The sequence below is a fragment of the Phaeobacter sp. 11ANDIMAR09 genome (genome assembly GCF_001294455.1).
GTDB lineage: Bacteria > Pseudomonadota > Alphaproteobacteria > Rhodobacterales > Rhodobacteraceae > Pseudophaeobacter.
This window is the reverse complement of record NZ_LIKT01000037.1, coordinates 1-22,884: the sequence shown is the minus strand read 5'-3', so window position 1 is coordinate 22,884 and position 22,884 is coordinate 1. Positions and strand designations below refer to the sequence as shown.

Genomic DNA, 22,884 nt, shown 5'->3' with positions numbered 1-22,884 from the left:
GATGAATCACGAAACACAGAATAAATCAATGGGTCCTGAGCCTAGGAATTTGGGTTGGCGCGGGGGGCACATGTCAGCCGCTGTCGCTTTTAGACCGTTAGCGCCTGAAACCACGCCTTAAAGGATTGGGAAGAGTTTTGGGATAACGATAGCGTAAGCCGATCTTGCACATGGAATGAATAAGTGACCTTCAATGACCGCCGTCTGAATACGCGACCAGCCCAGGGTGAGGCTCCTTTTGGCCTTCATGAGGTGTTTATCTCACGCACGGATGAACGAGGTGTCATCAAGGCGGCGAACTATGTCTTTAAGCGTGTTACCCACTATGAGTGGGAAGAGCTCTTGGGAGCGCCGCATAAGATTATCCGCCACCCCGATATGCCCAAGGGCGTGTTTCAATTGTTTTGGGATACATTGAAACGCGGGGAATGCATTGGCGCCTACGTCAAGAACAAAACCAAGGACGGGTTGTATTACTGGGTCTTTGCCGTGGCCATTCCCTGTCCCGGCGGCTATTTATCCGCGCGCATCCGACCCAGCGGTGCAATGTTTCAAGAGGTGCAAAAGGCCTATGCGCAATTGCTGCAGGCTGAACAGGAAGAAGGCCTGTCGCCGGAGGAGAGCGCCGAACTGCTCATGGGGTGGATAAAAGACAAGGGCTTTGAAACCTATCACCAGTTCTCGACAGCGGCCCTCAGCGAAGAGCTGCTGACGCGCGGGGAAGCTCTGCAAAACTCACCGGATCAAAAGTTTCTTATGCTGCGCCAGGCCGTGTCGGATGCGGATACCCTGCTGAGCGAAACGGAAGCCTTGATCAAGGAGTTTGATGCCATGCGGACCATCCCTCATAATCTGAGGGTGATCGCATCCCGTATCGAACCCGCAGGGGGACCAGTCACGGTTCTGTCCCAAAACTATGGCAGCATGTCAGCCGAAATGTCCAAATGGTTTGAAACCAATGTCATGGGCGAAAACAGCAATTTCAATAAGATCAAAGGGGCTGTGACCCATCGTCTCTTTGTCGAAGGCATGACCCGAATTCTGGAAGAATGCAACGCCTTGCTGACCCAGGAAAAGCGCAAGCTGGGGGATGTGGACATCGCCTATGAACGGAAAAACCTGACCGATCTTGTCCAGCGCGAGCGAAAACTGGCCAGCGACGCCGGAGAGCAGATCAATTTTGAAGCGGACCGTATTCAGCACGCTTGCAACATCATGCACCGCCAGTTCCTTGGGCTGAGCACCACCAGGGTTCTGTGCAAAATCGAAGCAGCCCGGCTGCCCCGCGGTGGCGAAACGCTAGATGACATCATCAATCAGCTGGGGAGCTTTCAGCGCAGTATTGCAGATCGCTTGCACAATATCGCCAAGCTGAGCGATCAGATCCGCGCCATGGAATAGACGCAGGTCCAGAGCTGAAATTGCGTTGCTCAGCTCTGGTACCGAGCCAGACTGGCAAATTCTATCCCGCAGCCATCAAGACCGGGCGTGCAAAAAGCACCAACGCAGGGGGCTCAGTCACCTCTGGCCAGAGTTACTGGTTGTCATAGTCTTTTTCGGCCTCAAAATAGGCGTCAAAGCCAATGCGGGTTTTGACCTCATCAAAAGGCATCAAGCGATCGCTCGGAACCGGGCCACGTTTTAGGTCGGACAGGGCTGCAGTCATGGCCTTCATCGCAGCGGCAATCAAGGTGATCGGATAGGCCGCTATCTGAAACCCCATGTGCTGCAGCTCATTCGGCGGCAGGTTTGGGGTCAGGCCGCCTTCGATCATATTGGCCATCTTTGGCCCCGGCAGCTCCTCACAAATCCGCCGCATTTCCGCTTTGTCGCGTGGGGCTTCGACAAATAGAATATCGGCCCCCAGTTCATGAAACCGCCGGGCGCGGGCGATGGCCTCGTCCAGCCCATGATCATGGCGTGCATCAGTGCGGGCCAGGATCAGGATGTCGGGGCCTTCGTTGCGCGCATCCACCGCTGCACGAATGCGCTCAAAGGCCTCTGCGCGGTCGACAACCGATTTACCCGCCGTATGGCCACAGCGTTTTGGGGCGTGCTGATCTTCGATCATCACCGCAGCAAACCCGGCCTGGGCAAAGCCTTTGACCGTGCGTTTGGTGTTCATCGCATTTCCATAGCCGGTATCGCCATCTCCGATCACCGGGATATCAACCGCGTTGCAGATATTGCGCCCCTGATCGATCACCTCGCCATAGGACATCAGCCCGGTATCCGGCATCCCCAGTCGTGCCGCAGAAGCGGCAAAACCGGACATGAAGGTGAGCGGAAAGTTTGCTTGTTCAATGAGCTTAGCTGAGAGCGGATCAAAACAGCAGGGCATGGTAATGATCTGCTCTTGGCGCAGCAGAGCCCGCAGTTTGTCAGGGGATGAAAGGGTCATCGGCTTTCCTTTGAACGAAGGGCTAAAACAGCTTGTAGGGGATAAACAGCGCCAGATCCTGCCAAAACCACAGCAGGGCGGCCATGCCCAACATCATCAGCGCAAAGGGCCATGCCCCCTGCACCACGCTTTCCAGCCGTGCCTTGCCAACCGCCTGAATGACAAAGAGATTGAGTCCCACCGGCGGGGTGATCAGCGCGGCTTCGATCAGGACAACAAAAAAGATGCCAAACCAGATCGGGTCGATGTTCATGGCCTGCAGCGCCGGAAACAGAACCGGGACCATGATCAGCATCATCGACAAAGACTCCAGAAAGAAACCGATAATCAACAGCACCAGTCCCACTGCCAGAATGAACAGGGTCGGGTCAGAGATATTGTTGATCAGATAGCCGCTAATAGTCTGCGGAATAAGATAGAGCGTGATGGCGTAGGAGAACACCTTGGCGCCGGCCACGATGATAAAGATCATCGCGGTGGTTTTGAGCGAGTCCTCAACGGCCTCTTTCAGCTTTGCCCAATTCATCCGTCCCATCAGAAAGGTCATGGCAATTGCAATGACAAAACCGACGCCTGCGCTCTCTGAAGGGGTGGCAATACCTGCATAGATCGAGCCGATGATGGCAAGCGCCAGTACCACGGTTGGCAGCGCATAGACAGTTGCCCTGGCGCGCTGGGGCCAGCTGGCTTTGGGCAGGGCTGCGGCGGCGCCCATGCGGCTGTAGATCATAGCATAGATGATAAAGATACTGGCCATCAACAGCCCGGGACCGATGCCAGCCAGGAACAGCGTCGGGATCGAGGTTTCGGTGATGACGCCATAGATGATCAATGGAATGGAGGGCGGGATCAGGATGCCAAGCGTGCCTCCAGCGGCCAGCTGCCCCAGGATAAAGGGCTCATTGTAGCCACGTTGCTTCATCTCTGGGATGGCCACTGTGCCGATAGTGGCGGCGGTGGCAACTGAGGAGCCGGAGATCGCCGAAAACAGCGTGCAGCTCATGATCGTTGCCACCCCGAGACCGCCGGGCCAATGGCCGACCCAGGCCTGCACACTGGCAAAAAGATCGCGACCAACACCGCCTTTGAGCAGCACATTGGACATCAGCAAAAACAGCGGCACAGCCAAGAGCTCGAAGCTGTCCATGGTGCCAAACAGACGCTGTGGCACCGCGATCAAGGGCAACCCCTTGAGCCAAAGCAAGGTAGCGCCTAGGGCACCCATGGCAAAGGCCACCGGTACGCGAAGCAGCAAGAGTCCAACCAGACTGCCAAGAATAAGCAGAGTTTCCATATCAGTCTACCAGTTCAGTGTACGAGTGTTTGCTTGGGCAGATCCTGCGGATGCCAGGTCCAGATCTTGATGATTTCAGCCAGAGACTGCAGGGCCATGAGGCCAAAGCCGACCCAGATCGCGGATTGAATAAACATCTTTGGTACCGCCAGATAGCTGTCTGTCGTATGTCCCGCCAAGGTGGATTTCCACCAGATATCAAGACCGTATTTCACCGTGATCAGGCAAAAACCTATGACCACCAACAGGGCAAAACTATCTGCTGCCTTACGGTTAAGGGAAGTGGGATCGCGAAAGGTGATATCAATGATGATATGGGCCTTGTGTTTCAGGACATAGGCAATGGCCAGATAGGCCGCCCAGACCTGAAAAATGCGGCTGATCTCATCCACCCAAATGGTTGGAGCGTTCAACGCATAGCGCATGAAAACCTCAAATGAGACAATGAGACCGGTGAAGAAAAACATCCAGGCAGCAATTCTGCCGGTTACTTCCGACAGATGATCCATGACCCGGACATAGGTTTGAAGATGCAACACTGCTCTGCCCCCCTGCATATCAAAATCGCGCCCACCGACAGGTGACCGCGACTTTGTGTGTTGGTTTGATTTATTTGGCCGCGGCGCGTACGGCGGCGACGGCGGCGGCACCCGCATCGGAGGTTTCAGCAACAAAGCGGTCGATCACGCCGGAGGTGGCTGAAACCCATTCGGCGCGTTCTGCAGCGGTCAGCTCTACCACGGTCATTTTGCTGCTCACCTCGGCCACGGCTTCGGCTTCTTGGGTGTAGATCGCATCGCGCAGCTGGTCTTCGACAATAGCCGCCGAGTCCAGAATGATCTGCTGATGTTCCTCGGACAGGCCCTCAAAGAAGTCATTGTTCATGACGGCGACAAATTCGATGGCACTGTCATATGACAGCGTCACGTGATCCATCACCTCATAGAGTTTGCGCGAGCGCACAGCCGAGGCGCCGGTCATGCCAACGTCAACAGCGCCCTGCTGATAGGCCAGGAACTGCTTGGAACCCGACATCAGGGTCGGTGCGCCCCCCAGGGCTTCGACAGTCCAGCCATGTACCTTGCCGTAGGTCCGGACCTTTTGGTTTGCCATATCGGCGGGCACCCGGATCGCCTTGTCGTTGGACAGATAGATGTTGCGCCCAAAGGCCTGCCACCACAGCACCTTGGCGTTGGTTTCTTTCAGAATGGCTGCATCCAGACCAGTGCGCAGTTCAGAGCCTGCCGCCACGGCTGTCCGTAGGTGGGCTTCGTCTTCAAAAATGAAGGGGATGGCAACCACGTCGACCGCCGGGACTGCCCCGGTAAATCGGCCCAAAAACGCGGTTCCTGCTTCAACGGCGCCTGTGCCCACGGCCTCGGGGACTTCCTTGTCCTTGAACAGCTGAGCTGAATCAAACAGCTGAACCTTCAGCTCTCCGCCCGAGCGTTCCTCGATCAGGGCGGCAAAATCCAGCCAGTTTTGGCCCAAGGAATGCGTTTTGGGCAGCTGCAATGTCACCCGGATCGTGGTTTCGGCCTGGGCCACGGCCGCCGTCAGCAACACAGAGCTGGCGCAGATTGCACCCATAAGAAATTTACGCATAATTGTCCTCCTTGCATGTCCGGGCAATTTCTTCCCCGTTTACGATCCAGAGTTGCGCTAAGCATGTATTCTTGTCAAGTTACATAGGTAACCAAGTTCGATCAGCTATTCGGTGAAGCCAAGATGAACCAGAAATTGAACGGTATGGGCTCGGGCGAGATGATCTTTGCTGCGATCTATTCGCTCTCGCAGAAGATCATGTTGCTCTACTCCAAGGCAGTGCAGCGTGAAACCGGGCTGAACTGGCAAGACTGGCGTATCCTGCGGGCGGTGGTGTCGATGCAATCCTGCCGCGCGCAGGACATCTGCGAAGAAAGTGGGATTAAAAAATCTCATGTTAGTAACGGCTTGGCCCGGCTGGAGGAATGCGGTCACATCTCGAGACTGGAAAACAAGGGCGACCGGCGCAGCCGAATCGTGATCTCGACCGAACAGGGGCAGGATCTGGTGGCCCGGGCGGAGCCAAAGCTCCAGGCCTTTGAGACTGAACTCACCAATCAGCAGGCGGTCGGCGATCCGGACGTGCTGCTGCGATCACTGCGGTCTTACAAGGATGAGCTGGGGCGGCTGTTGGAGGTAAAAGAGACCGGGCCCTAGACCTCTCATCTGCTTTGCAAAGCCCGAACCCTGGCCAATGAAGCATCTGGTTGTGCAGCCTCCGGGTCGCCCCTCGGCGCGGTGCTTAAACGCTTTCAGCCTAGGAAAACCTGTTGCGCTGCACCGTCTCCCTTGGGGAGCAGCCAAAGGCTTCACGGTAGGCGATGGAGAAGCGGCCCAGATGAAAGAAACCTGCTTCGTAAGCGATACTGCTGACCAGGGTTTCCGGTGTCGCAGATTGCGCCAGCATATGCGCGTGATTCAGGCGTTGACGCTGCAAAAAGCCAATGGGCGTACAGCCATAGCTTTGCTGAAAACTGAGCTGCAAACTGCGAATACTGCAGCCGGCGGCTGCGGCAATCTGGGCGACCGTGATCGGATCTGTCAGATGGTCCAAGATATAGGCCCGGGCCCGATGGACCTGCGGTGACGAGACTTTGGGCTGGACCTCGGTCAGTATGTGGTAAACCGTGCTGGGCTGCGCCATCAGGAAACCGGTGATCAGCTCCTCTTCAAAAAGCGCCTGGTGCCTGTGCTGACTCCCGCCAAAGGCACCGTTTTGGTCCGCGACGGAGACAGCCGCGCGGAACTTCCGCACCCAGTTTTGCAACGCAGGGGACTCCAGCCGCAGCTCGGGGTCAAAAACGATTGCATGGGGGATGGGTTGCCCCAGAAGGCGTTCGGCAGTTTTGTGCAGGGCGCGAGCGTCGATCTGGAGCAGCAGTTTTTCGCAGCCCTCATACCAGACCATCTGCGTTTCACGGGTCGGATTGAGAACCGTTCCGATTCTAGGTGACGCTTCGACTGTCCTGCGTCCATTGCGGACCCTGGCCAGCCCAAGCAGCGGGATCTGCACTAGGTAAAAATCCGTCAGCTCGCCGGGGTTGATGGTCACGTCACAGCCATAGCGCATGTAGTTCAGCGACAGGCAGTGGCCTTCGGCATGGTTATGGCAGGCGTCAAAATGGCCATGCGCAGAGCCGGGAATAAGATCGTGATCGCAAAACCGTTTGGCCACTGATGCCCGCACCAGCTCAACATCGGTTGAATGCAACAGGCGATGCCCGTGCAGCGGATCAGCTGTTTTCCCTAAGAATGCGCGCACCATCCAAGGAGCCTAAGACGTTTTAGACTTAAAGCAAGCATTATTGAGACCGAAGATTCTTGCGCAATTTGGACAAAACAATCCGGCCCTTCGCAGTACGCTCTTGCTGACATCATGTCATTTCAGGGAGGAAAACATGAAAGAAACAGCTGGAATCACGTCAACTGACGCTGGGCTCGAAGGCGTTGTGTGGAATGTTGTGGGGCAGGTCTACAGCCCGAAACTGCATTCGGACAATGCCATGATCTGGCACGCCGTCGTGCCTGCCGATACCTTTGTGCCGCCGCATGTGCATCCGACACAAGACGAATGGATCCTGGTGGTCGAGGGCAATCTGGAGGTGGATTTTGGCTATGAAGAGGGCGATGTAAAACCCAATCTAGCCGGGCCGGGCGATCTGGTGCGCATGCCCATGGGCGTGGCGCATGGGGTTTTCAACCGCTCCGGGGCCGAGGCAAAATGTGTTTTTGGCGTAGCCCCGTCCCGCAAGCTCTATGACCTGTTCTGCGCCTTGGATGGTGTAACAGACCCAGAGGAACTGGTGCGCCTGTCGGCTCTGCACGAGGTTGATTTCCTGCCGCCCCCACCAGAGGCGTAAGGAGAGGCCAGATGGTTAGTAGAAAAACAGTTGCCGTCATAGGCGGCGGCGTCGCGGGCTTGGCCGCTGCCAAGGCCTTTGACGAAAAGGGGCACCGTGTCATCGGGTTTGAACGCAGCCATGATTTTGGCGGCGTCTGGGAGCTGTCGCGCTCCTACCCCGGTGTGCAGACCCAAAGCCCCAAGGATCTCTATCGCTTTACCGATTTGGCGATGCCAGAGGACTATCCGCAATGGCCCAAGGGGCCGCAGGTGCATGCCTATATCCATTCCTATGCCGACAAGCATAAACTGGGTCGCCTGTATCAGCTGAACACTGATGTCGTGGGAATGGAGCGCCGTGCCGATGGCAAGCCCGGTTGGACACTCACGCTGGAAAGCGCCGGTCGCAGTCGCAAGCAGGACTTTGATTTTGTTGCGATCTGCACCGGGCAATTCTCTTACAAGAACATCATCACCCACCCCGGTCAGGAGGAATTCACCGCTCAGGGTGGCCAGGTGATGCATTCCTCGGAATATACCGATTCCGAAATCGCCCGCGGCAAACATGTGGTGGTTCTGGGCGGCTCCAAATCCTCGACCGATATCGCGGTGAATGCAGCCCAGCATGGCGCCAAACAGGTGACCATGGTCTATCGCAAGAATGTCTGGCGGGTGCCCTATTTCATCGGCGGGATCAACTTCAAGAACCTGCTCTATATGCGGGCGCAGGAGATGCAGTTCAACAGCTGGGGACGGAGCCCGCTGAAAAAGCTGTTTGCTGGGATCATGAAACCGCTGATCTGGGCCAATTTCCGAGGCCTGGAAACCATGCTCAAGCTGCAATTAGGACTGAAAAAATGGGACATGGTGCCGGATACGCCGATCGAAAAAGAGGCCTCCTGCTCCCTGCCGCTGGTGACACCGGGCTTCTTTGAAACCTTGAAATCGGGCAAACTGAAATTGGTTCAGGGCAGCTTTGATCGCTACGAGGGCGATTCAGTGGTGTTGACCAATGGTGAGCGGGTGAAATGCGATGTCTCGGTCTTGGCGGTTGGGTGGAAGCTGGGCGTGCCCGTTGTGCCGGAAGACTACCGTCAGAAGCTGATTGAAAGTGATGGTCAATACAAAGTCTATCGCTTGTCGGTGAACCCGGATCTGCCGGAGATGGGGTTTGTTGGTTTCAACTCCAGCTTCTGCACAGTTTTGTCGGCGGAAATGATCGCCAATTGGCTGGTGCGCTATGCTGACGGACAATTGGCCCATCAGCCAAGCGAGGCGGAGATGCACAGCAATATCGAAATGATGCTGGATTGGCGGCGTAAAGAGCGCCCGGCGGCCCAGGTCTATGGCGGCCTGTGTTCGGCGCCGTTCCACTTCAAGCATTTTGATGAACTGCTTGCGGATATGGGGGCGGCCAAAACCAAGCGGGCGAATCCACTAGCCGAACAATTCTCGTTTCCTGATGCGGATGCCTATGGTGAGTTTCTGGCGTCAGCACCGCAATACCAAGCCAGCTAGCGGCGGCCCTTTACCCGTCTCTTTGGCAGGTTGGAGGCTGGTCCAAAAGTGAGATGAAAGCGCAGGCGCGCTGTCCGACCGCCGGGCAGCGCGTTTGTTCTCTTTGCAGACCCGTAAGCAACTACCGCGTCCCGGACACAGCCAATGGAGCGATCTCAGGCCTGCTCGGCCGCCCGACGCCAAGTAAACCATCATCGCGGTAGGAAAATCGCACCAAGGTCCATTGGCCTATCGGTTCTTCGTGCCTCCATTGGCGCCATGGTCAGACAGCCTGTCCCAAAGTCATGCTATTGATGAGCGAAATAGGCTGACTGGGGACTAAGAATAAGGGAGCCATACTTCCAAGGGTGATGGGCCGGGCGAACAAACTGCGAGTCACTCGCCACGCGGAAACGTCTGAGCGGCCCAGATCTGACGGATCAACCGAAATCCTCTTCTCGAGATCGGCAGCTACTTGAGATTATCGCACAGACCGCCAACGCTGAGATATCTTCCATAAGCCCAGCCCTCGATTTTTGCTGGTCCCCAGAAAGGGGCGGAGCAGCGCCCTTCATAGCAGCCAATTTTATACCAATTGCCACGTTTCTCGAACACAAGATTCCAGTCCCCAAGGTATACCTCACCGATTTGGGTGTAATCGCTGTCAGGACCGGAACGGACCGCAAGAAAGCCACTGTCAGTGGCGCGGTTGTAATTCGAAATCCCACTCACACCGATCACCTTCGCCTCACAGGTTCCCGCACTCCCCTCAGATGTTCCGGCAAGCAGCAATAGACTTGCGGCTAGGGCAGAGCACACGCTGTTCATCACTTTGTCCATCCACCCACCCCTCTTGTTTTGACCTTCCCAACCCGCGCTCCTGTCGGTGGGTAAGATTGCCTGTTAGCCAATGATATCACGGGGGGTTCGTGTAAATCGAGATGACTTGAAGACGCATGGCCCCCGGGTTATCGAAGCTGAAGCGCCAATTCATAGGGCCCGTTTTCACCGTTTTAGAGGCATGGCCCCTTGGGCTGGAAATGGGCCGATCTTTGGCACCCTGGCGAGATAAGTGAGTGAAGCGGCCCGCAGGGAGATCTTTTTGCAAAAGCAGAAATTGAAACACTTCGCCAGAATAGGTCACACCCATGCTTCAGCAAGGTGCAACGAATCTGAAGTGATAAAAATCACTAGATTTTTTTGGATGGAACCTGGTGCTGCTGGAGAGAATCGAACTCTCGACCTCTCCCTTACCAAGGGAGTGCTCTACCTCTGAGCTACAGCAGCGCCGGTGAGGGGGCTTTTAGGGATAAACGTTGGAGGGCGCAAGAGCTTCTGGACGGTTTTTTCTCACTAAGTTACACATGGCTCATGGCAGAAAAAAAACCACAGAAATCGAGTAAGGCTCCCTCTCAGCGTGAAGATCGGCTAAAGGCTTCCTTGAAGGCGAATATGGCCCGTCGCAAAGCGCAGGCAAAGGCGCGCGCCGCGCAACAAGAGACCACGAGCGAAGAATCGGAAAGGTAGAGGCAGATGGATTCCATTTTGGTAAAAGGGAATGGCCCCCTAAATGGTCAAATTCCCATTGCCGGGGCAAAGAACGCCTGCCTCACGTTGATGCCCGCGACCCTGCTCAGCGAAGAGCCGCTGACGCTGACAAATGCGCCGCGGCTGAGCGATATCAAAACAATGACTGAACTGCTGCAATCCTTGGGGGCCGAAGTATCGGGGCTGCAGGATGGGCAGGTTCAGGCGATGTCGAGCCACAATATCGACAACCATGTTGCCGATTATGAAATCGTCCGCAAAATGCGGGCGTCGAATCTGGTGCTGGGACCGATGCTGGCGCGTCTGGGTCAGGCGGTGGTTTCCCTGCCTGGTGGCTGTGCCATTGGCGCCCGCCCGATGGATCTGCACATTCATGGTCTCGAGGCCCTGGGCGCAGAGATCGAACTGAAGGATGGCTACCTCCATGCCAAGGCCCCACGCGGTCTCAAAGGGGCAGTGATCGAGCTCAGCTTTGCCTCTGTGGGGGCGACAGAGAACATCATGATGGCCGCGACCCTGGCCAAGGGCACCACCCAGATCAAAAACGCGGCCCGCGAGCCGGAGATTATCGATCTTGCTGATTGTCTGAAAAAGATGGGCGCCCATATCGAGGGGGCCGGTACACCGGTCATCACCATCGAAGGCGTCGACCGCTTGCATGGGGCCACCCATCCGGTGGTAACGGACCGCATTGAACTGGGCACCTATATGCTGGCACCTGCGATCTGTGGCGGCGAAGTCGAGCTCTTGGGCGGGCGTCTGGATTTGGTTGGCGCCTTTGTCGAGAAACTGAACGAGGCGGGCGTCGATGTTATCGAGACTAAGGCCGGCCTCAAGGTGAAGCGCCAGGGCGATCGTGTGAAAGCGGTGGATGTCACCACAGAACCCTTCCCCGGTTTCCCAACTGATTTACAGGCCCAGATGATGGCCCTGATGTGCACCGCCGAAGGCACCAGCGTGTTGGAAGAAAAGATCTTTGAGAACCGTTTCATGCATGCGCCCGAATTGATCCGTATGGGAGCTAAGATTGACGTCCAGGGTGGCCATGCCACCGTGACAGGGGTCGACCACCTGAAAGGCGCTCCGGTGATGGCAACGGATCTGCGTGCTTCGGTCTCCCTGATTCTGGCGGGGCTTGCTGCCGAGGGCGAGACGCTCATCAACCGGGTCTATCATCTGGATCGCGGCTACGAGAAAGTTGTACGCAAATTCTCTGGTGTCGGCGCTCAGATCGAACGCATCAAGGGAGGCTGAGCCGTGTCAGACGCGAGTTTCCACGACGGGCGCGAAGTTCCTTTAAACCTTGGCGCGCTTGAGGTCGAAGACCTACAGGTGGTTTCATCGCTGGTTCAGGACGCTGTTTTCCCAATCAGTGAGATGAGCTGGCGCTCCAAGGAGCACCGCTTTGCACTGCTGCTCAACCGGTTCCGCTGGGAGGATCTTCCCAGTGCTGAAAAACGCGACCGCCCCGTTGAACGGGTCCAATCACTATTGGTGGTCGAGTCGGTATTGGGGGTTGCGTCACAGGGACTGGATCGCAGTGACAAGGACATGATCCTGTCGCTGCTTTCGGTCCAATTTGAACCCGGAGACGACGGCGCGGGCCATGTCCTCTTGACCCTAGCGGGAGACGGCAGCATCCGTTTGGCGGTGGAAACCCTGGAAGTGAGTCTGCGCGATGTCACCCGGCCCTATGTGGCGCCGTCAAAAAAGGTTCCGGATCACAGTGCCTAAGGGCAAGGCGGAGGAGCTGCTGGAGATATGCAAAATAAGCGCGGAATCTCGCAAGTTTTTTCATCGCTCTCGACGCAATCACAACGCCCTAGCTCAGAAGAGCTCGCGCTTCGCCCGGCCACTGTTTTTGATGTCTTTGAAGCGAGCGAGGTTCTCCTGGCTTCCATCACTCAACTTTGCCAACTGGACCATCGCGACGATCCGCACCTCTTGGCGCAGTGGTGTGCCAACAAGACGCCTGAAGACATCCGGGGCTGGATTCTGGCCGACGAAGGTCCGACCCTGGCCGTTTCTCAGGGAAAAGTGCTTGGTGTTGGCCTCGCCACTGCGCAGGCGAAGATCTCTCTCTTATATGCCGCCCCCTGGGGGCAGGGTTGTGGCGTTGGCCGGGCCTTGTTGCAACATCTGGAAGCAGGACTGGTAACTCAGGGCCACACTGAGGCGCATCTGACGGCCACACAAAGCGGTCTTGATTTCTACCTGTCGCAGGGTTGGCAGCGCAGTGGTGCTGCAACCAATTGCTTTGGTCTGCCAGGTCAGCCCATGTGCAAAAGGTTGCAGGTGCCGCTGTAACGCTTGTCGCAAGCGCATTGGGGCGATATGTCGGCCATAACAGCCAGAGAGAGCCGATATGCCCGTTTTTCTAGACACATCAGACGCAGATTTTGAAACCGCCTTTGCTGGGCTGCTGAACGCCAAACGTGAAGACAGCCCGGATGTGGGGGCGACCGTGGCTGAAATCATCGCTGATGTGCGCCATCGGGGGGACGCAGCGGTGCTGGAGTTGACGGCCAGGTTTGATCGTCTAGAGCTCACAGCAGAGCAGATGGCCATCTCTGAGGCAGAAGTGGATGCCGCCATCGCCACGGTGTCGGCTGAGGAGCGCGCGGCTCTGGAGCTGGCAGCAGAACGAATCCGGGCCTACCACGCGCGGCAAATGCCTGAGGATGCGCAATGGGAAGATGGCTCCGGCGCGACTTTGGGGTGGCGCTGGTCTCCGGTTTCTGCGGCTGGGCTCTATGTGCCCGGCGGCTTGGCCTCTTATCCGTCATCCGTTTTGATGAATGCGATTCCGGCCCAGGTGGCTGGGGTAAAGCGCCTAGCGGTCACGGTGCCTGCCCCTGATGGGGTGCTCAATCCTCTGGTGCTGATGGCCGCACGCCTGTCGGGTGTGACGGAAATCTACCGGATCGGTGGCGCTCAGGCGATTGCGGCTCTGGCCTATGGCACCAAAACCATTGCCCCGGTGGATAAAATCACCGGCCCCGGCAATGCCTTTGTTGCAGCAGCCAAGCGCCAGGTGTTTGGCAAGGTCGGCATTGACATGATCGCGGGCCCTTCTGAAATTCTGGTGATTGCTGATAAAAACAATACGCCGGACTGGATTGCGCTCGACCTGATGAGCCAGGCTGAGCACGACGAAAGTGCCCAATCACTGCTGATTACGGATAACGCGGAGTTTGGACGTGCAGTCGCCGCAGCGGTTGAGAGCTGGTTGCAAACACTGGAACGTCGCGAAATTGCAGCTGCCAGCTGGCGTGATTTTGGCGCGGTGATCACCGTGCGCGACCTTGATGAGGCGGCTGAACTGTCCAATCGAATTGCCCCTGAGCACCTGGAGCTTTGTGTCGCTGATCCGCAGGCTCTGAGCCTGAAAACCATTCACGCTGGGGCGATTTTCCTCGGCCAATACACTCCAGAGGCCATTGGGGATTATGTTGGCGGCCCCAATCACGTCTTACCCACGGCCCGCTCGGCTCGGTTTTCCTCCGGGCTCTCCGTCATGGATTTTGTCAAACGCACCACCCTAAGCCAAATGACACCGGCCGCACTGCATGCCATTGGCCCGGCGGCTGAAGTGCTGGCGCAAAGCGAAAGCTTAGAAGCGCATGGGCTTTCTATAACCGCCAGGCTGGAAGCCCTCAATAAAGAATAAAAGCATAGCAGGGGCGCTGCCCCTCTTGGCCTAGGGCCAATTCACCCCGGGATACTTCAGGCCAAATGAAAATGGGGCACCTCTCGGTGATGCATATCTGCACACCGAGAGGCTTCACTTGGCGCGGCCATCGGCGTCCCCGCCTGTACCGCTTGGTAAGCCTAGAGAATGAGCGGGGGTGATTCCCAGTTTCATTTGGCCATAAATATCCTCGCCGAAGGCAAGAAAGCTCTTTTTACGCGACCCTTGCGTGAGGTTTGTAGTAGCTTTTTGTTGTGCAAATGTTTCTTTGGAGGACTGTCTGTTTGCTCCAGGCAGCGGCATGGATTAGAGAGATTGGTGAACCGCTTTTCCGACAGAGGCCAAAGCCCATGAGCCGCATCAGCCAAATCGAATTGGACGACCGCAATCTGCCACCGCCCACGGCAGAGATCGAGCAGGAGCGCAAAGTTGCGATTTTTGATCTGATCGAGGAAAACTCCTTTTCCCTGCCCGAGCGCTCCGATCGCCCCTTTGTCGATGGACCCTATCATCTGGGGCTTTCTATTCGGGAAAAGCGGCTGGTCTTTGATCTGCAGACTGAGGCCGGGCAAAAAGCTGCGGAGTTTCATTTGTCGCTCTCGCCTTTTCGCCAGGTGGTGAAAGACTACTACCAGATTTGCGAGAGCTATTTCTCTGCGGTGAAAACCCTGCCGCCCAGCCAGATCGAGACCATTGATATGGCCCGGCGCGGCATTCACAATGAAGGTAGCCGGGTGCTGCAGGAACGCCTGGAAGGTAAGGCAGAGGTGGATACCGATACGGCACGCCGCCTTTTCACGCTTATCTGTGTGTTGCATTTTGGGGGCTGATGCGTGAACGAGTTACCGCAGTCCGTGTTGTTCTGCTGTGACCACAATGCGGTCCGCTCGCCTATGGCTGAGGGGATCATGAAGAAGTTCTACGGCACCGGCACCTATGTGCAATCCGTTGGGGTCAAAAATGATCTCGAAATCGACGGGTTTTGTGTCGCCGTTTGCCAAGAGATTGACGTGGAACTCTCGCGTCATCGGTCGCGGTCTTTTGATGAGATGGAACAATGGGGCGATGATCTCTCCTCCTTTGATCTGGTGATTGCTCTCTCCCCCGCCAGCCAGCGTCGCGCCTTGGAGCTGACGCGGTTTTTTCATTTGGATGTTGAGTATTGGCCAATCATGGACCCCTCCGGGCTGGGCGAAACACGTGAGGCCAAACTGGACAGTTATCGCCAGACCCGGGATCAAATCATCCAACAGTTGACCGCCCGCTGGGGCGAAGCCACGGAGATCCTATGACAAAAACGATTGCCCGCTATTTTTCTGCTTTCAATGCAGGCGACACAGAGACCATGCTGGATTGCCTCTCCGATGACATCGCCCATCACGTGAATGAAGGTGAGATTCGTCGGGGCAAGCAGGCCTTTGCCGAGTTCTGCGCCCATATGAGCCGCTGCTACAAAGAAGAACTTACCGATATTGTGCTGTTTGGCACCGAGGATGGGAGGCGCGCTGCAGCCGAGTTCATAGTCAATGGCACCTATCTGGCAACCGACGCGGGCTTGCCTGAGGCAAAGGGGCAGCGCTATCGCTTGCCAGGCGGCTCTTTCTTTGAACTGCAGGGGGATCAGATCACCCGGGTGACCACCTATTACAATCTGGCAGATTGGATGGCGCAGGTGTCTGGTGGATCGGGCGCGCGCTGAGGGTACGATGAGCTCGGTTTATCTGGAAGTCTTAACCGGAGAGGCATTGGCGCAGGTCCTGCCCGCGCTGGCACGGCTGCGGATCGAAGTGTTCCGGGACTGGCCCTATCTCTATGATGGAGATCTGGACTACGAAGAATCCTATTTGCAGAATTATCGGCACAGTAAAGAGGCCATAGTGGTGGGGGCCTTTCATGGCCCCAAGCTGGTTGGAGCAGCAACCGGCACGCCTTTGACGGATCATTCCGAGGATTTTGCAGCGGCCTTTGAGACCTGCAGGTTGGATTTGGAAGAGGTCTTCTATTGTGCCGAATCAGTTCTGTTGCCGGAGTATCGTGGCCGCGGACTTGGGCACGGGTTCTTTGATGCTCGCGAAGCTCATGCCCGCCATCTGGGCTATTCCATCTCTGCTTTTTGCAGCGTAACGCGGCCAGCGGTGCATCCGATGCGGCCGGAGGGCTATGCGCCGCTGGACCCTTTTTGGCGCAGGCGCGGGTATGCGCCTTTGGAAGGGGTTGTTGCTCAGTTTTCCTGGAAAGATCTCAATTCACCCGAAGCGACAGACAAACCGTTGCAATTCTGGGCGCGTACTCTCAATCCTTCTGCCTGAGCGGCCCTATCAAAAGGCAGAGTTGTCATTTCCGCCGGGCTCTGGCCTTTTGGGGCAGGCCCAAATCAGTGAGGATCCAACCAGATGAAAATCGCAACCGCCGCCTACCCGCTTGATTGGCTTGATAGCTGGGCCCAGTACGAGGACAAGCTGGCAACCTGGGTCGCTAATGCCGCAAAACAGGGGGCGGATTTACTGGTTTTCCCCGAATATGGCTCTATGGAGCTGTCCACTTTGGACGGGGGGGATTTCGCGGCAGATTTGCAGGCCTCTATCACTGCCGTATCGCGGCGCATGGAAGAGGCCGCGGCGCTGCACCAAAAACTCGCAGCTGAATATAATGTATATATTTTAGGAGCTTCTGCCCCTGTGCAGGCTGGGTTTGACCTGCCAGTCAACCGGGCCGAGTTTTACAGTCCCTGCGGTGCACGGGATCATCAGGACAAGCAGATCATGACCATGTTTGAGCGTGATCCCTGGCAGATTGGGGCCGGCGGGCCGCTGAAACTGTTTGATACCGCCCTGGGTAAGGTCGGCGTATTGATCTGCTATGACAGCGAGTTTCCCCTGCTGGGGCGGGCGCTGAGTGAGGCAGATATCCTTTTGATGCCATCTTGCACCGAGACTCTGGCGGGCTATTGGCGGGTCCGGATCGGTGCCATGTCGCGCGCCCTGGAGGGGCAATGCGTGACAGTGCAGTCCTCAATCACGGGCACAGCGCCCTGGTCGACCTCTGTGGAGGTCAACGTGGGGATGGGCGGTATTTTTGGGCCACCCGACACCGGCTTCCCGGCAACCGGGGTTATCGCCGAAGGCAGCCTGGGGCAGCCCGGCTGGACCCTGGCGGAGGTGGATCTAAAAACCATAGCAGATGTGCGCGCCAAAGGTGTGGTTCGCAATCGCAACCACTGGTCAGAGCAGGAGCAGAGGATAAAAACCTCTAGAATCCTCCTCAAGCCGTGATTGCGCCCTTGAAAAATTGGGAAAATAGGCTCATTTAGACCCCGGTTCCCGCAGTGAGGCGGGGTAATATGAAGATGGAGATAACATGGCCAAGGAAGATACGCTCGAATTTCCCGGTGTCGTGAAGGAACTCCTGCCTAATGCGACGTTTCGGGTCGAGCTGGAAAACGGCCATGAGATCATCGCACATACGGCAGGCAAGATGCGCAAGAACCGCATCCGTGTTCTGGCTGGCGACAGGGTACAGGTGGAAATGACCCCCTATGACCTGACCAAGGGTCGGATCAATTACCGCTTCAAGTAAGCTGTTGATCCGCCAATTGAACCAAAGCCCGGCCTTTGTGCCGGGCTTTTGTATGTGCGGCCCCGTGGGCCGCTGCCTCTGGCAGGAATATTTGCGGAAAGATGATGCCCGGGTCGGCTCTTTCTTCGGGGTGGTTTCCGCTTTATGAGGGTGAAAATTGAAAAAGGGGCCAGGGTGATGGCATTTATTCTGGGATCAGGCAGCCCGCGACGGCTGGAGCTCTTGGGTCAGCTGGGTATCATTCCCGATCATGTACGCCCACCGGATATTGATGAGGCTCCCCTGCCTCGGGAGTTGCCGCGCAGCTATTGCACCCGCGTTACGCGCGAAAAAGTTGAAGCGGTGCCCGCAGAGACCGGCGATGTGGTGCTCTGTGCCGATACCACCGTTGCTCTGGGACGCCGTATCCTGGGCAAGCCAGCAGATGCAGGTCAGGCGACCGAGTTCTTGCTCGCCCTGTCTGGGCGTCGGCATCAGGTGATCACGGCGGTGGCCGTGCGTCGCGGCGCGCAGCTTTGGCAGCGCTCTGTGGTGAGCCAGGTTAAAATGAAGCGCCTGTCCGATGCCGAGCTGAATGCCTATCTTGCCAGCAATGACTGGCAGGGCAAAGCAGGTGGCTACGGCATTCAGGGTGCCGCCGGAGCCTTTATCCCCTGGATCAGTGGCTCATTTACTGGAATCGTTGGCCTGCCGCTTGCAGAGACCGCAAACATGCTGCAAGCCGCTGGCTGCCAGCTATACAAGGAGGGTGCCGCATGAAGGGACGTTCGATCATTCTGGACCATATCCAAGGCCGTGAAGCCGCAGCTCTCATGGTGGATGGTAAGCTTGATGATTTTCTTATCGACGGTGATGCGCCGCTGCCGGGGACGATTTATCGCGCCCGGGCTGATCGCCCTGTCAAAGGCCAGGGAGGAATGTTCCTGACGACCCCCGATGGCCCTGCCTTTCTACGCCAGGTCAAGGGGCTTGCGCCGGGCCAAATGCTGCTGGTGCAGGTCTCCGGCTATGCGGAACCCGGCAAGGCGATTCCTGTCACCCAAAAGCTGCTGTTCAAAAGCCGCTATGCGATTGCGACTCCAGGTGCGCCGGGGCTGAACATCTCCCGCGCGATCCGCGATGAGGAAGAGCGGGATCGTTTGCTGGAGGTGGCACATGATGAGCTGGAAGGGGCGTCTCATGGTATGATCCTGCGCTCGGCCTGCGCTGGCGCCGATGCCGAGGAGGTCGCAGAAGACATCGCCGCCATGTCTGACCTTGCCACACAGGTTCTGGCGGATGCAGAGGGCGACATCGAAGTTCTGACCGAGGGAGACGGGCCGCATCTGCGCGCCTGGCGTGAATGGTCCCAAGCTGCTGAAGTCTTCCGCGAGGAAGGCGATTTTGAACTACACGGCGTGTTGGATGCTCTGGATCAGGCACTGTCCATTCGCGAATCTTTGCCTGGTGGTGGGTATTTCTTCATTGAACCGACCCGGGCTTTGGTGGCTGTGGATGTGAACACTGGCAGCGATACATCGCTTGCAGCGGGAACCAAGGCAAACATCGCCTGTGCCCGGCTGCTGCCGCGTGCTTTGCGCCTGCGTGGTCTTGCCGGGCAGATCGTGATTGACGTCGCCCCCATGCCCAAGAAGGACCGTAGCACCTTTGAAAGCGCTCTGCGAGCGGCCCTGCGCGCGGATAGTGAAGAGACAATAATGGTGGGCTGGACCAATTTGGGCAATTTTGAGCTGCAGCGAAAACGGTCCCGTCATGTGTTGTCGGAGCTGCTGTCATGAACTGTCCGATCTGTGCGGCAAAAACCAAACAGTCGCATCGCCCTTTTTGCTCGCGGCGCTGCGCCGACCTAGATTTGGCAAAATGGCTGAATGGCAGCTATGCCGTTCCCAGTACTGACCCGGAAGATGTTGAAAACGCACTGAAAGAGACGGAGAAAGGGAGCTCCATTTCCAAAGATAGCCTTCCGATCCGGCATTAGCATTTTTCTTAAAAAAGCCTCTGGACACTACCGCAAGGACGTCCTAGAAGGCCCACACCCAAGGTTACCAACCTTTCCCGTGCCCGGGTAGCTCAGGGGTAGAGCAGTGGATTGAAAATCCTCGTGTCGGTGGTTCGATTCCGCCCCCGGGCACCACTTTTACAAAATGAAAACAATATGTTGGCTGTGATATTTTGCCGACATCGTTATCGACTGATGTCTCTGGGTGTCATATGGGTGCCAATTGGAAAACCACCTATAGATCAAACACATGGCTTACTCTGACTATGCTCGCTCAGGAAATCCAATCCTCGGGGACGAGAGCCGGTGGTTTCGTCCAAGGATCTTCGACCAACGCGTCTTGATACCATTGATCTCGAAGGTTGGCGTGCTCCGTTACAATGATCTGGAAGCCAGGGACCTCTGTTTCTACAAAGTCGTAAAGCACTTGGAATAGTTTCCTAACGGCCTCCATGTCCGCGTCTTTCTCGGTATCTTCGACCGATCCGCCCGCTGCTTTGTATGAAGTCTCCGACGGGAAATAGACTTGAGTTGGCTGATCGATCATCAAAAACCTAGGAATAGGGTGGCTACCCTTGGCGGCAAACCTATGCAGGGAAAGCAACGCACCCAAATGATAGGACAAGTGGTTTTCGCCTCCACCCGTTTGATTCATATAGATCGGCCGATCTGGCCGATCAAAAACTAGCGTCAGTCGGTTTAAGTCAAATCGGGTTGGGAAAGCGCCAAATTCACCACCTAGTGCAGACACATATGTTGAAATATTGGCTGAGACCCCATTCAAAACAGAGGACAATCGGTCGGCCTGATCATCAAGACCAATCTTTTCCTCAATTGCCTTTACCTGTCGAGACAATCGAGAGGCTTCTCTCTGAAGTTCAGCAAGCCTCTCATCTGAAACAATATTTTCGAGAAACAGACTGATTCTACCGACGATCCTTGCTGCGGCGTTATTCTGGCTGCCCATCTCCGCTACTAGTTCGCTGGTAGCAATGGCAGCCGCCAGCTCCCCCTCTTTCAGCTGAATCCTATCTGTTAACTCGGAAATAGCCCCTTCTTGCTCCACCAAATAAGCTTCAAGCTTTGGTCGTTCGGTTGTTAGCGCTTTCATTTCATGGTCGAGGGACTCTAACTCCGAAATCAGCGCTTTCGAAATTGGCGTATCTAGCTGTAAGTTTTCCTCTGCAAAAGGCCATTGCCACTCACCATCTTGTTTGCGTGGCAGCAGCTTTATTGAAGCCAATCGTTCTCTTTGTTCAAACGCCTCATGCTCAAATTCGTTGGCACGGTTTGCATATTTTTGAGCACTGTCGATTGAACGGCGAATGTGCGTGCGATCTTCACGCAACTGACTTAATTCGCCTTCGTGCTTTGTAATCAGAGAGCCATCGTCTTCAGGCACTGTGGTTGGCCGCCATTCCACCGCGCGCCTCAGTTTATCTAGGGTGCTGTCTTCCGAGAGGTCCTGTGTGGTCGATATTATCCCCACGGATTGAGCTTCTGCCAGCAGCGCCAAAGCCTTTTCAGCGAACACATCCTTTTCTCGAGAAGCCTGATCGAGAAGCTTGTGCTTAAGGCGCAAATTACGCTGAAGCTCCCGCAGTTCGGCCTCCAAAACAAATCTGTCGTGGGAGGTAACTCCAAACAGTATCGGAAACGTGTCCTTTATTGCCTGCGGTTGATAGTCCTCGTTTTGGCGGTACAGAAGTTGATCTTTGCTCGTGACAAAGCCCTGTTTTTGAAAAAGATAGTAATATGTGTGTTTTACATTTGCGTCGAAACTGACCCGGCTGTGTTTATCTGCTACATCTGTAAGGTTTTCAGGGATTCCAAGAAGACGGGAAAGCAGTACCTCAACACCCGTGTCATCATCGTTTGTCGCAAGTTCATCATAAGACGGAACTTCGATTGTCTCGCCTCTGCGTACCATAACTGTGCTACAACTCCGGGCGCCAGCTTTTGGTTTTGGCTTGCCGATGAAGACTTGCTCGCCATCGAATTGGTAAATTACCCCGTACCACGCCACGTGATCTTCGACTACACCTACGGGAACATTAAACTCTGATTGCCCCATACAGTATTCTACAATTTCTGATAGTGCCGACTTACCAGTTGATGAGCGTCCTGTGACAATGTTTAAACCGCTTGTTTTTAAAGGCAAACTTCGCAGCTGACCGGCTGAATTGTAAATATGTATGGAGCGTATCTTCAAGGTCGCACCCCTAATGTTGAAAAGATGGTTGTACGATCGGAAATTCTCGCGAATTGCTTGCCAAGATACTTGGCGACATTCTGTATCTCTTTTGCTTCAGCGGTGCCTTTTACTGTTTTTGTGACAGTGCGGGGAACAAGCTCTATGCGCCCGTCATCACTTACTTTAAGGCAGTCTTTTTGGGCCAATAACCCAAATCCTTCTTGGGTGAAGCTACGCATTTCTATCGCGCGTTCAGGTAAACCTATCAAGATTTGTGGATTTACCTCTAGTACCTTTAAAAGATGGCTACGGTTTCCTTGAGCAAGAATTTCTCGAGTACTCTTGTGAAGCGAGAGTGGAAGTACCAAGTGAGCCAATGAGTAAGGCAGCCCCAACTGGCATTCAGTCTCATGTCCTTCGATTGCACGCGCGAGTACAACACCGCAAAAAGCTGGATTGAACAAATTGCGAACCTCAAACGGCCTTTGCGTCCAAGGTTTCATGAAGCATTCTCCAATACATCTTTAATTTGTTCCAGAAATTTAGGGTGCCAGTATATCCTTGGCTGTGGGCGATTGTTTGCCAGAATATGAAAGCCACCTCGGACAACGTAAGGCTCCGTCACGCGCTCTCTGATGCGAATATGTGATGTCTCAAATTCAGCCCACTTCAAGATTGCTCTGCCAGCGGCGACCAGTTCAGAATCTTCACACCCATCTAACAATTCTTCACATGTAACAGCTTTATATCTACTCCATTCGTCGACCAACCTGTCTTCATACTCTTCGACCTCCCCAT

26 protein-coding genes and 2 tRNA genes are annotated in these 22,884 nt (G+C 55.7%); 18 read left to right on the top strand and 10 right to left on the bottom strand.

The genetic code is table 11. From position 1 onward, the window contains the following. Positions 1-183 precede the first annotated feature (183 nt). Complete coding sequence (locus tag AN476_RS20495) at positions 184-1,401, top strand: PAS domain-containing protein (RefSeq protein WP_054463629.1); 1,218 nt, start codon at positions 184-186, stop codon at positions 1,399-1,401. 133 nt (positions 1,402-1,534) lie between these two features. On the opposite strand, the gene AN476_RS20490 is transcribed toward AN476_RS20495, so the two are convergent. From AN476_RS20490 to dctP, 4 genes are all read right to left on the bottom strand, one after another. Then, a complete protein-coding gene (locus AN476_RS20490) occupies positions 1,535-2,401 on the bottom strand; it encodes an oxaloacetate decarboxylase (protein ID WP_054463628.1) in 867 nt (288 codons plus the stop codon). Positions 2,402-2,423: 22 nt separating this feature from the next. Beyond that, positions 2,424-3,695, bottom strand: coding sequence for a TRAP transporter large permease (locus AN476_RS20485; protein ID WP_054463627.1), 1,272 nt, complete (start codon positions 3,693-3,695; stop codon positions 2,424-2,426). A 14-nt stretch (positions 3,696-3,709) separates the two neighbouring features. Beyond that, positions 3,710-4,234: a TRAP transporter small permease subunit gene (locus AN476_RS20480; protein WP_216598407.1), complete on the bottom strand. Its 525-nt coding sequence runs from the start codon at positions 4,232-4,234 to the stop codon at positions 3,710-3,712. Between the two features lie 70 nt (positions 4,235-4,304). Continuing rightward, complete coding sequence (gene dctP / locus AN476_RS20475) at positions 4,305-5,300, bottom strand: TRAP transporter substrate-binding protein DctP (protein WP_054463626.1); 996 nt, start codon at positions 5,298-5,300, stop codon at positions 4,305-4,307. Positions 5,301-5,423: 123 nt separating this feature from the next. Here dctP and AN476_RS20470 point away from each other — a divergent pair, with 123 nt between their 5' ends. Next, the gene (locus AN476_RS20470; protein WP_054463625.1) at positions 5,424-5,897 is read left to right on the top strand and encodes a MarR family winged helix-turn-helix transcriptional regulator; all 474 of its coding nucleotides are present in this window, start codon (positions 5,424-5,426) and stop codon (positions 5,895-5,897) included. 100 nt (positions 5,898-5,997) lie between these two features. On the opposite strand, the gene AN476_RS20465 is transcribed toward AN476_RS20470, so the two are convergent. Further along, positions 5,998-7,005: an AraC family transcriptional regulator gene (locus AN476_RS20465; RefSeq protein ID WP_083464434.1), complete on the bottom strand. Its 1,008-nt coding sequence runs from the start codon at positions 7,003-7,005 to the stop codon at positions 5,998-6,000. A 133-nt stretch (positions 7,006-7,138) separates the two neighbouring features. Between AN476_RS20465 and AN476_RS20460 the strand changes: the two genes are divergently transcribed. Together AN476_RS20460 and AN476_RS20455 are read left to right on the top strand one after the other, a co-directional pair. Continuing rightward, positions 7,139-7,600 (top strand): cupin domain-containing protein, encoded by a 462-nt coding sequence (locus AN476_RS20460; RefSeq protein WP_054463624.1) that lies wholly within the window; start codon positions 7,139-7,141, stop codon positions 7,598-7,600. An 11-nt stretch (positions 7,601-7,611) separates the two neighbouring features. Beyond that, entirely contained in the window at positions 7,612-9,099 is a 1,488-nt protein-coding gene (locus tag AN476_RS20455) for an NAD(P)/FAD-dependent oxidoreductase (RefSeq protein ID WP_054463623.1), read from the top strand. 450 nt (positions 9,100-9,549) lie between these two features. Here the strand turns inward: AN476_RS20455 and AN476_RS20450 are convergent, their stop codons facing one another. Then, on the bottom strand, positions 9,550-9,918 hold the full coding sequence (locus AN476_RS20450; protein WP_054463622.1) for an SH3 domain-containing protein: 369 nt from the start codon (positions 9,916-9,918) through the stop codon (positions 9,550-9,552). Between the two features lie 372 nt (positions 9,919-10,290). Beyond that, positions 10,291-10,365, bottom strand: a tRNA-Thr gene (locus AN476_RS20440). A 246-nt stretch (positions 10,366-10,611) separates the two neighbouring features. Here AN476_RS20440 and murA point away from each other — a divergent pair. The 14 genes from murA to AN476_RS20370 all read left to right on the top strand — a co-directional run bounded on the left by murA (position 10,612) and on the right by AN476_RS20370 (position 20,027). Continuing rightward, positions 10,612-11,880: a UDP-N-acetylglucosamine 1-carboxyvinyltransferase gene (murA, locus tag AN476_RS20435; RefSeq protein WP_054463620.1), complete on the top strand. Its 1,269-nt coding sequence runs from the start codon at positions 10,612-10,614 to the stop codon at positions 11,878-11,880. 3 nt (positions 11,881-11,883) lie between these two features. Further along, positions 11,884-12,360 (top strand): DUF2948 family protein, encoded by a 477-nt coding sequence (locus AN476_RS20430; protein ID WP_054463619.1) that lies wholly within the window; start codon positions 11,884-11,886, stop codon positions 12,358-12,360. A 27-nt stretch (positions 12,361-12,387) separates the two neighbouring features. After that, positions 12,388-12,933 (top strand): GNAT family N-acetyltransferase, encoded by a 546-nt coding sequence (locus AN476_RS20425; RefSeq protein ID WP_054463618.1) that lies wholly within the window; start codon positions 12,388-12,390, stop codon positions 12,931-12,933. 58 nt (positions 12,934-12,991) lie between these two features. Further along, on the top strand, positions 12,992-14,296 hold the full coding sequence (hisD, locus tag AN476_RS20420) for a histidinol dehydrogenase (RefSeq protein WP_054463617.1): 1,305 nt from the start codon (positions 12,992-12,994) through the stop codon (positions 14,294-14,296). A gap of 371 nt (positions 14,297-14,667) precedes the next feature. Continuing rightward, the gene (locus AN476_RS20415) at positions 14,668-15,147 is read left to right on the top strand and encodes a UPF0262 family protein (protein ID WP_054463616.1); all 480 of its coding nucleotides are present in this window, start codon (positions 14,668-14,670) and stop codon (positions 15,145-15,147) included. 3 nt (positions 15,148-15,150) lie between these two features. Beyond that, positions 15,151-15,609, top strand: a complete 459-nt coding sequence (locus tag AN476_RS20410; protein ID WP_054463615.1) for a low molecular weight phosphatase family protein — start codon at positions 15,151-15,153, stop codon at positions 15,607-15,609. Next, the gene (locus AN476_RS20405) at positions 15,606-16,016 is read left to right on the top strand and encodes a ketosteroid isomerase-related protein (protein ID WP_054463614.1); all 411 of its coding nucleotides are present in this window, start codon (positions 15,606-15,608) and stop codon (positions 16,014-16,016) included. The genes AN476_RS20410 and AN476_RS20405 overlap by 4 nt, the downstream gene beginning before the upstream one ends. Positions 16,017-16,023: 7 nt before the next feature. After that, entirely contained in the window at positions 16,024-16,626 is a 603-nt protein-coding gene (locus AN476_RS20400) for a GNAT family N-acetyltransferase (protein WP_054463613.1), read from the top strand. Positions 16,627-16,710: 84 nt separating this feature from the next. Beyond that, complete coding sequence (locus tag AN476_RS20395; protein WP_054463612.1) at positions 16,711-17,589, top strand: carbon-nitrogen hydrolase family protein; 879 nt, start codon at positions 16,711-16,713, stop codon at positions 17,587-17,589. Between the two features lie 85 nt (positions 17,590-17,674). After that, positions 17,675-17,893, top strand: a complete 219-nt coding sequence (infA, locus tag AN476_RS20390) for a translation initiation factor IF-1 (protein WP_005620785.1) — start codon at positions 17,675-17,677, stop codon at positions 17,891-17,893. 177 nt (positions 17,894-18,070) lie between these two features. After that, complete coding sequence (locus AN476_RS20385; RefSeq protein ID WP_054463611.1) at positions 18,071-18,652, top strand: nucleoside triphosphate pyrophosphatase; 582 nt, start codon at positions 18,071-18,073, stop codon at positions 18,650-18,652. Then, positions 18,649-19,671 carry a ribonuclease E/G gene (locus tag AN476_RS20380; protein WP_054463610.1) on the top strand — a complete coding sequence of 341 codons (1,023 nt, stop codon included), beginning with the start codon at positions 18,649-18,651 and terminating at the stop codon, positions 19,669-19,671. Before AN476_RS20385 ends, AN476_RS20380 begins: the two co-directional genes overlap by 4 nt. Further along, positions 19,668-19,871 (top strand): DNA gyrase inhibitor YacG, encoded by a 204-nt coding sequence (locus AN476_RS20375; RefSeq protein WP_054463609.1) that lies wholly within the window; start codon positions 19,668-19,670, stop codon positions 19,869-19,871. Before AN476_RS20380 ends, AN476_RS20375 begins: the two co-directional genes overlap by 4 nt. Before the next feature lie 81 nt (positions 19,872-19,952). After that, positions 19,953-20,027: transfer RNA gene (locus AN476_RS20370), tRNA-Phe, on the top strand. A gap of 139 nt (positions 20,028-20,166) precedes the next feature. On the opposite strand, the gene AN476_RS20365 is transcribed toward AN476_RS20370, so the two are convergent. The 3 genes from AN476_RS20365 to AN476_RS23275 form a co-directional block, all read right to left on the bottom strand. After that, entirely contained in the window at positions 20,167-22,104 is a 1,938-nt protein-coding gene (locus AN476_RS20365) for a DUF3732 domain-containing protein (RefSeq protein ID WP_054463608.1), read from the bottom strand. Continuing rightward, positions 22,101-22,589, bottom strand: a complete 489-nt coding sequence (locus tag AN476_RS20360) for a three component ABC system middle component (RefSeq protein WP_054463607.1) — start codon at positions 22,587-22,589, stop codon at positions 22,101-22,103. Before AN476_RS20360 ends, AN476_RS20365 begins: the two co-directional genes overlap by 4 nt. Next, on the bottom strand, positions 22,586-22,884 hold a 299-nt coding region (locus AN476_RS23275), incomplete at its 5' end, for an ABC-three component system protein (RefSeq protein WP_216598406.1). The genes AN476_RS23275 and AN476_RS20360, both read right to left, overlap by 4 nt.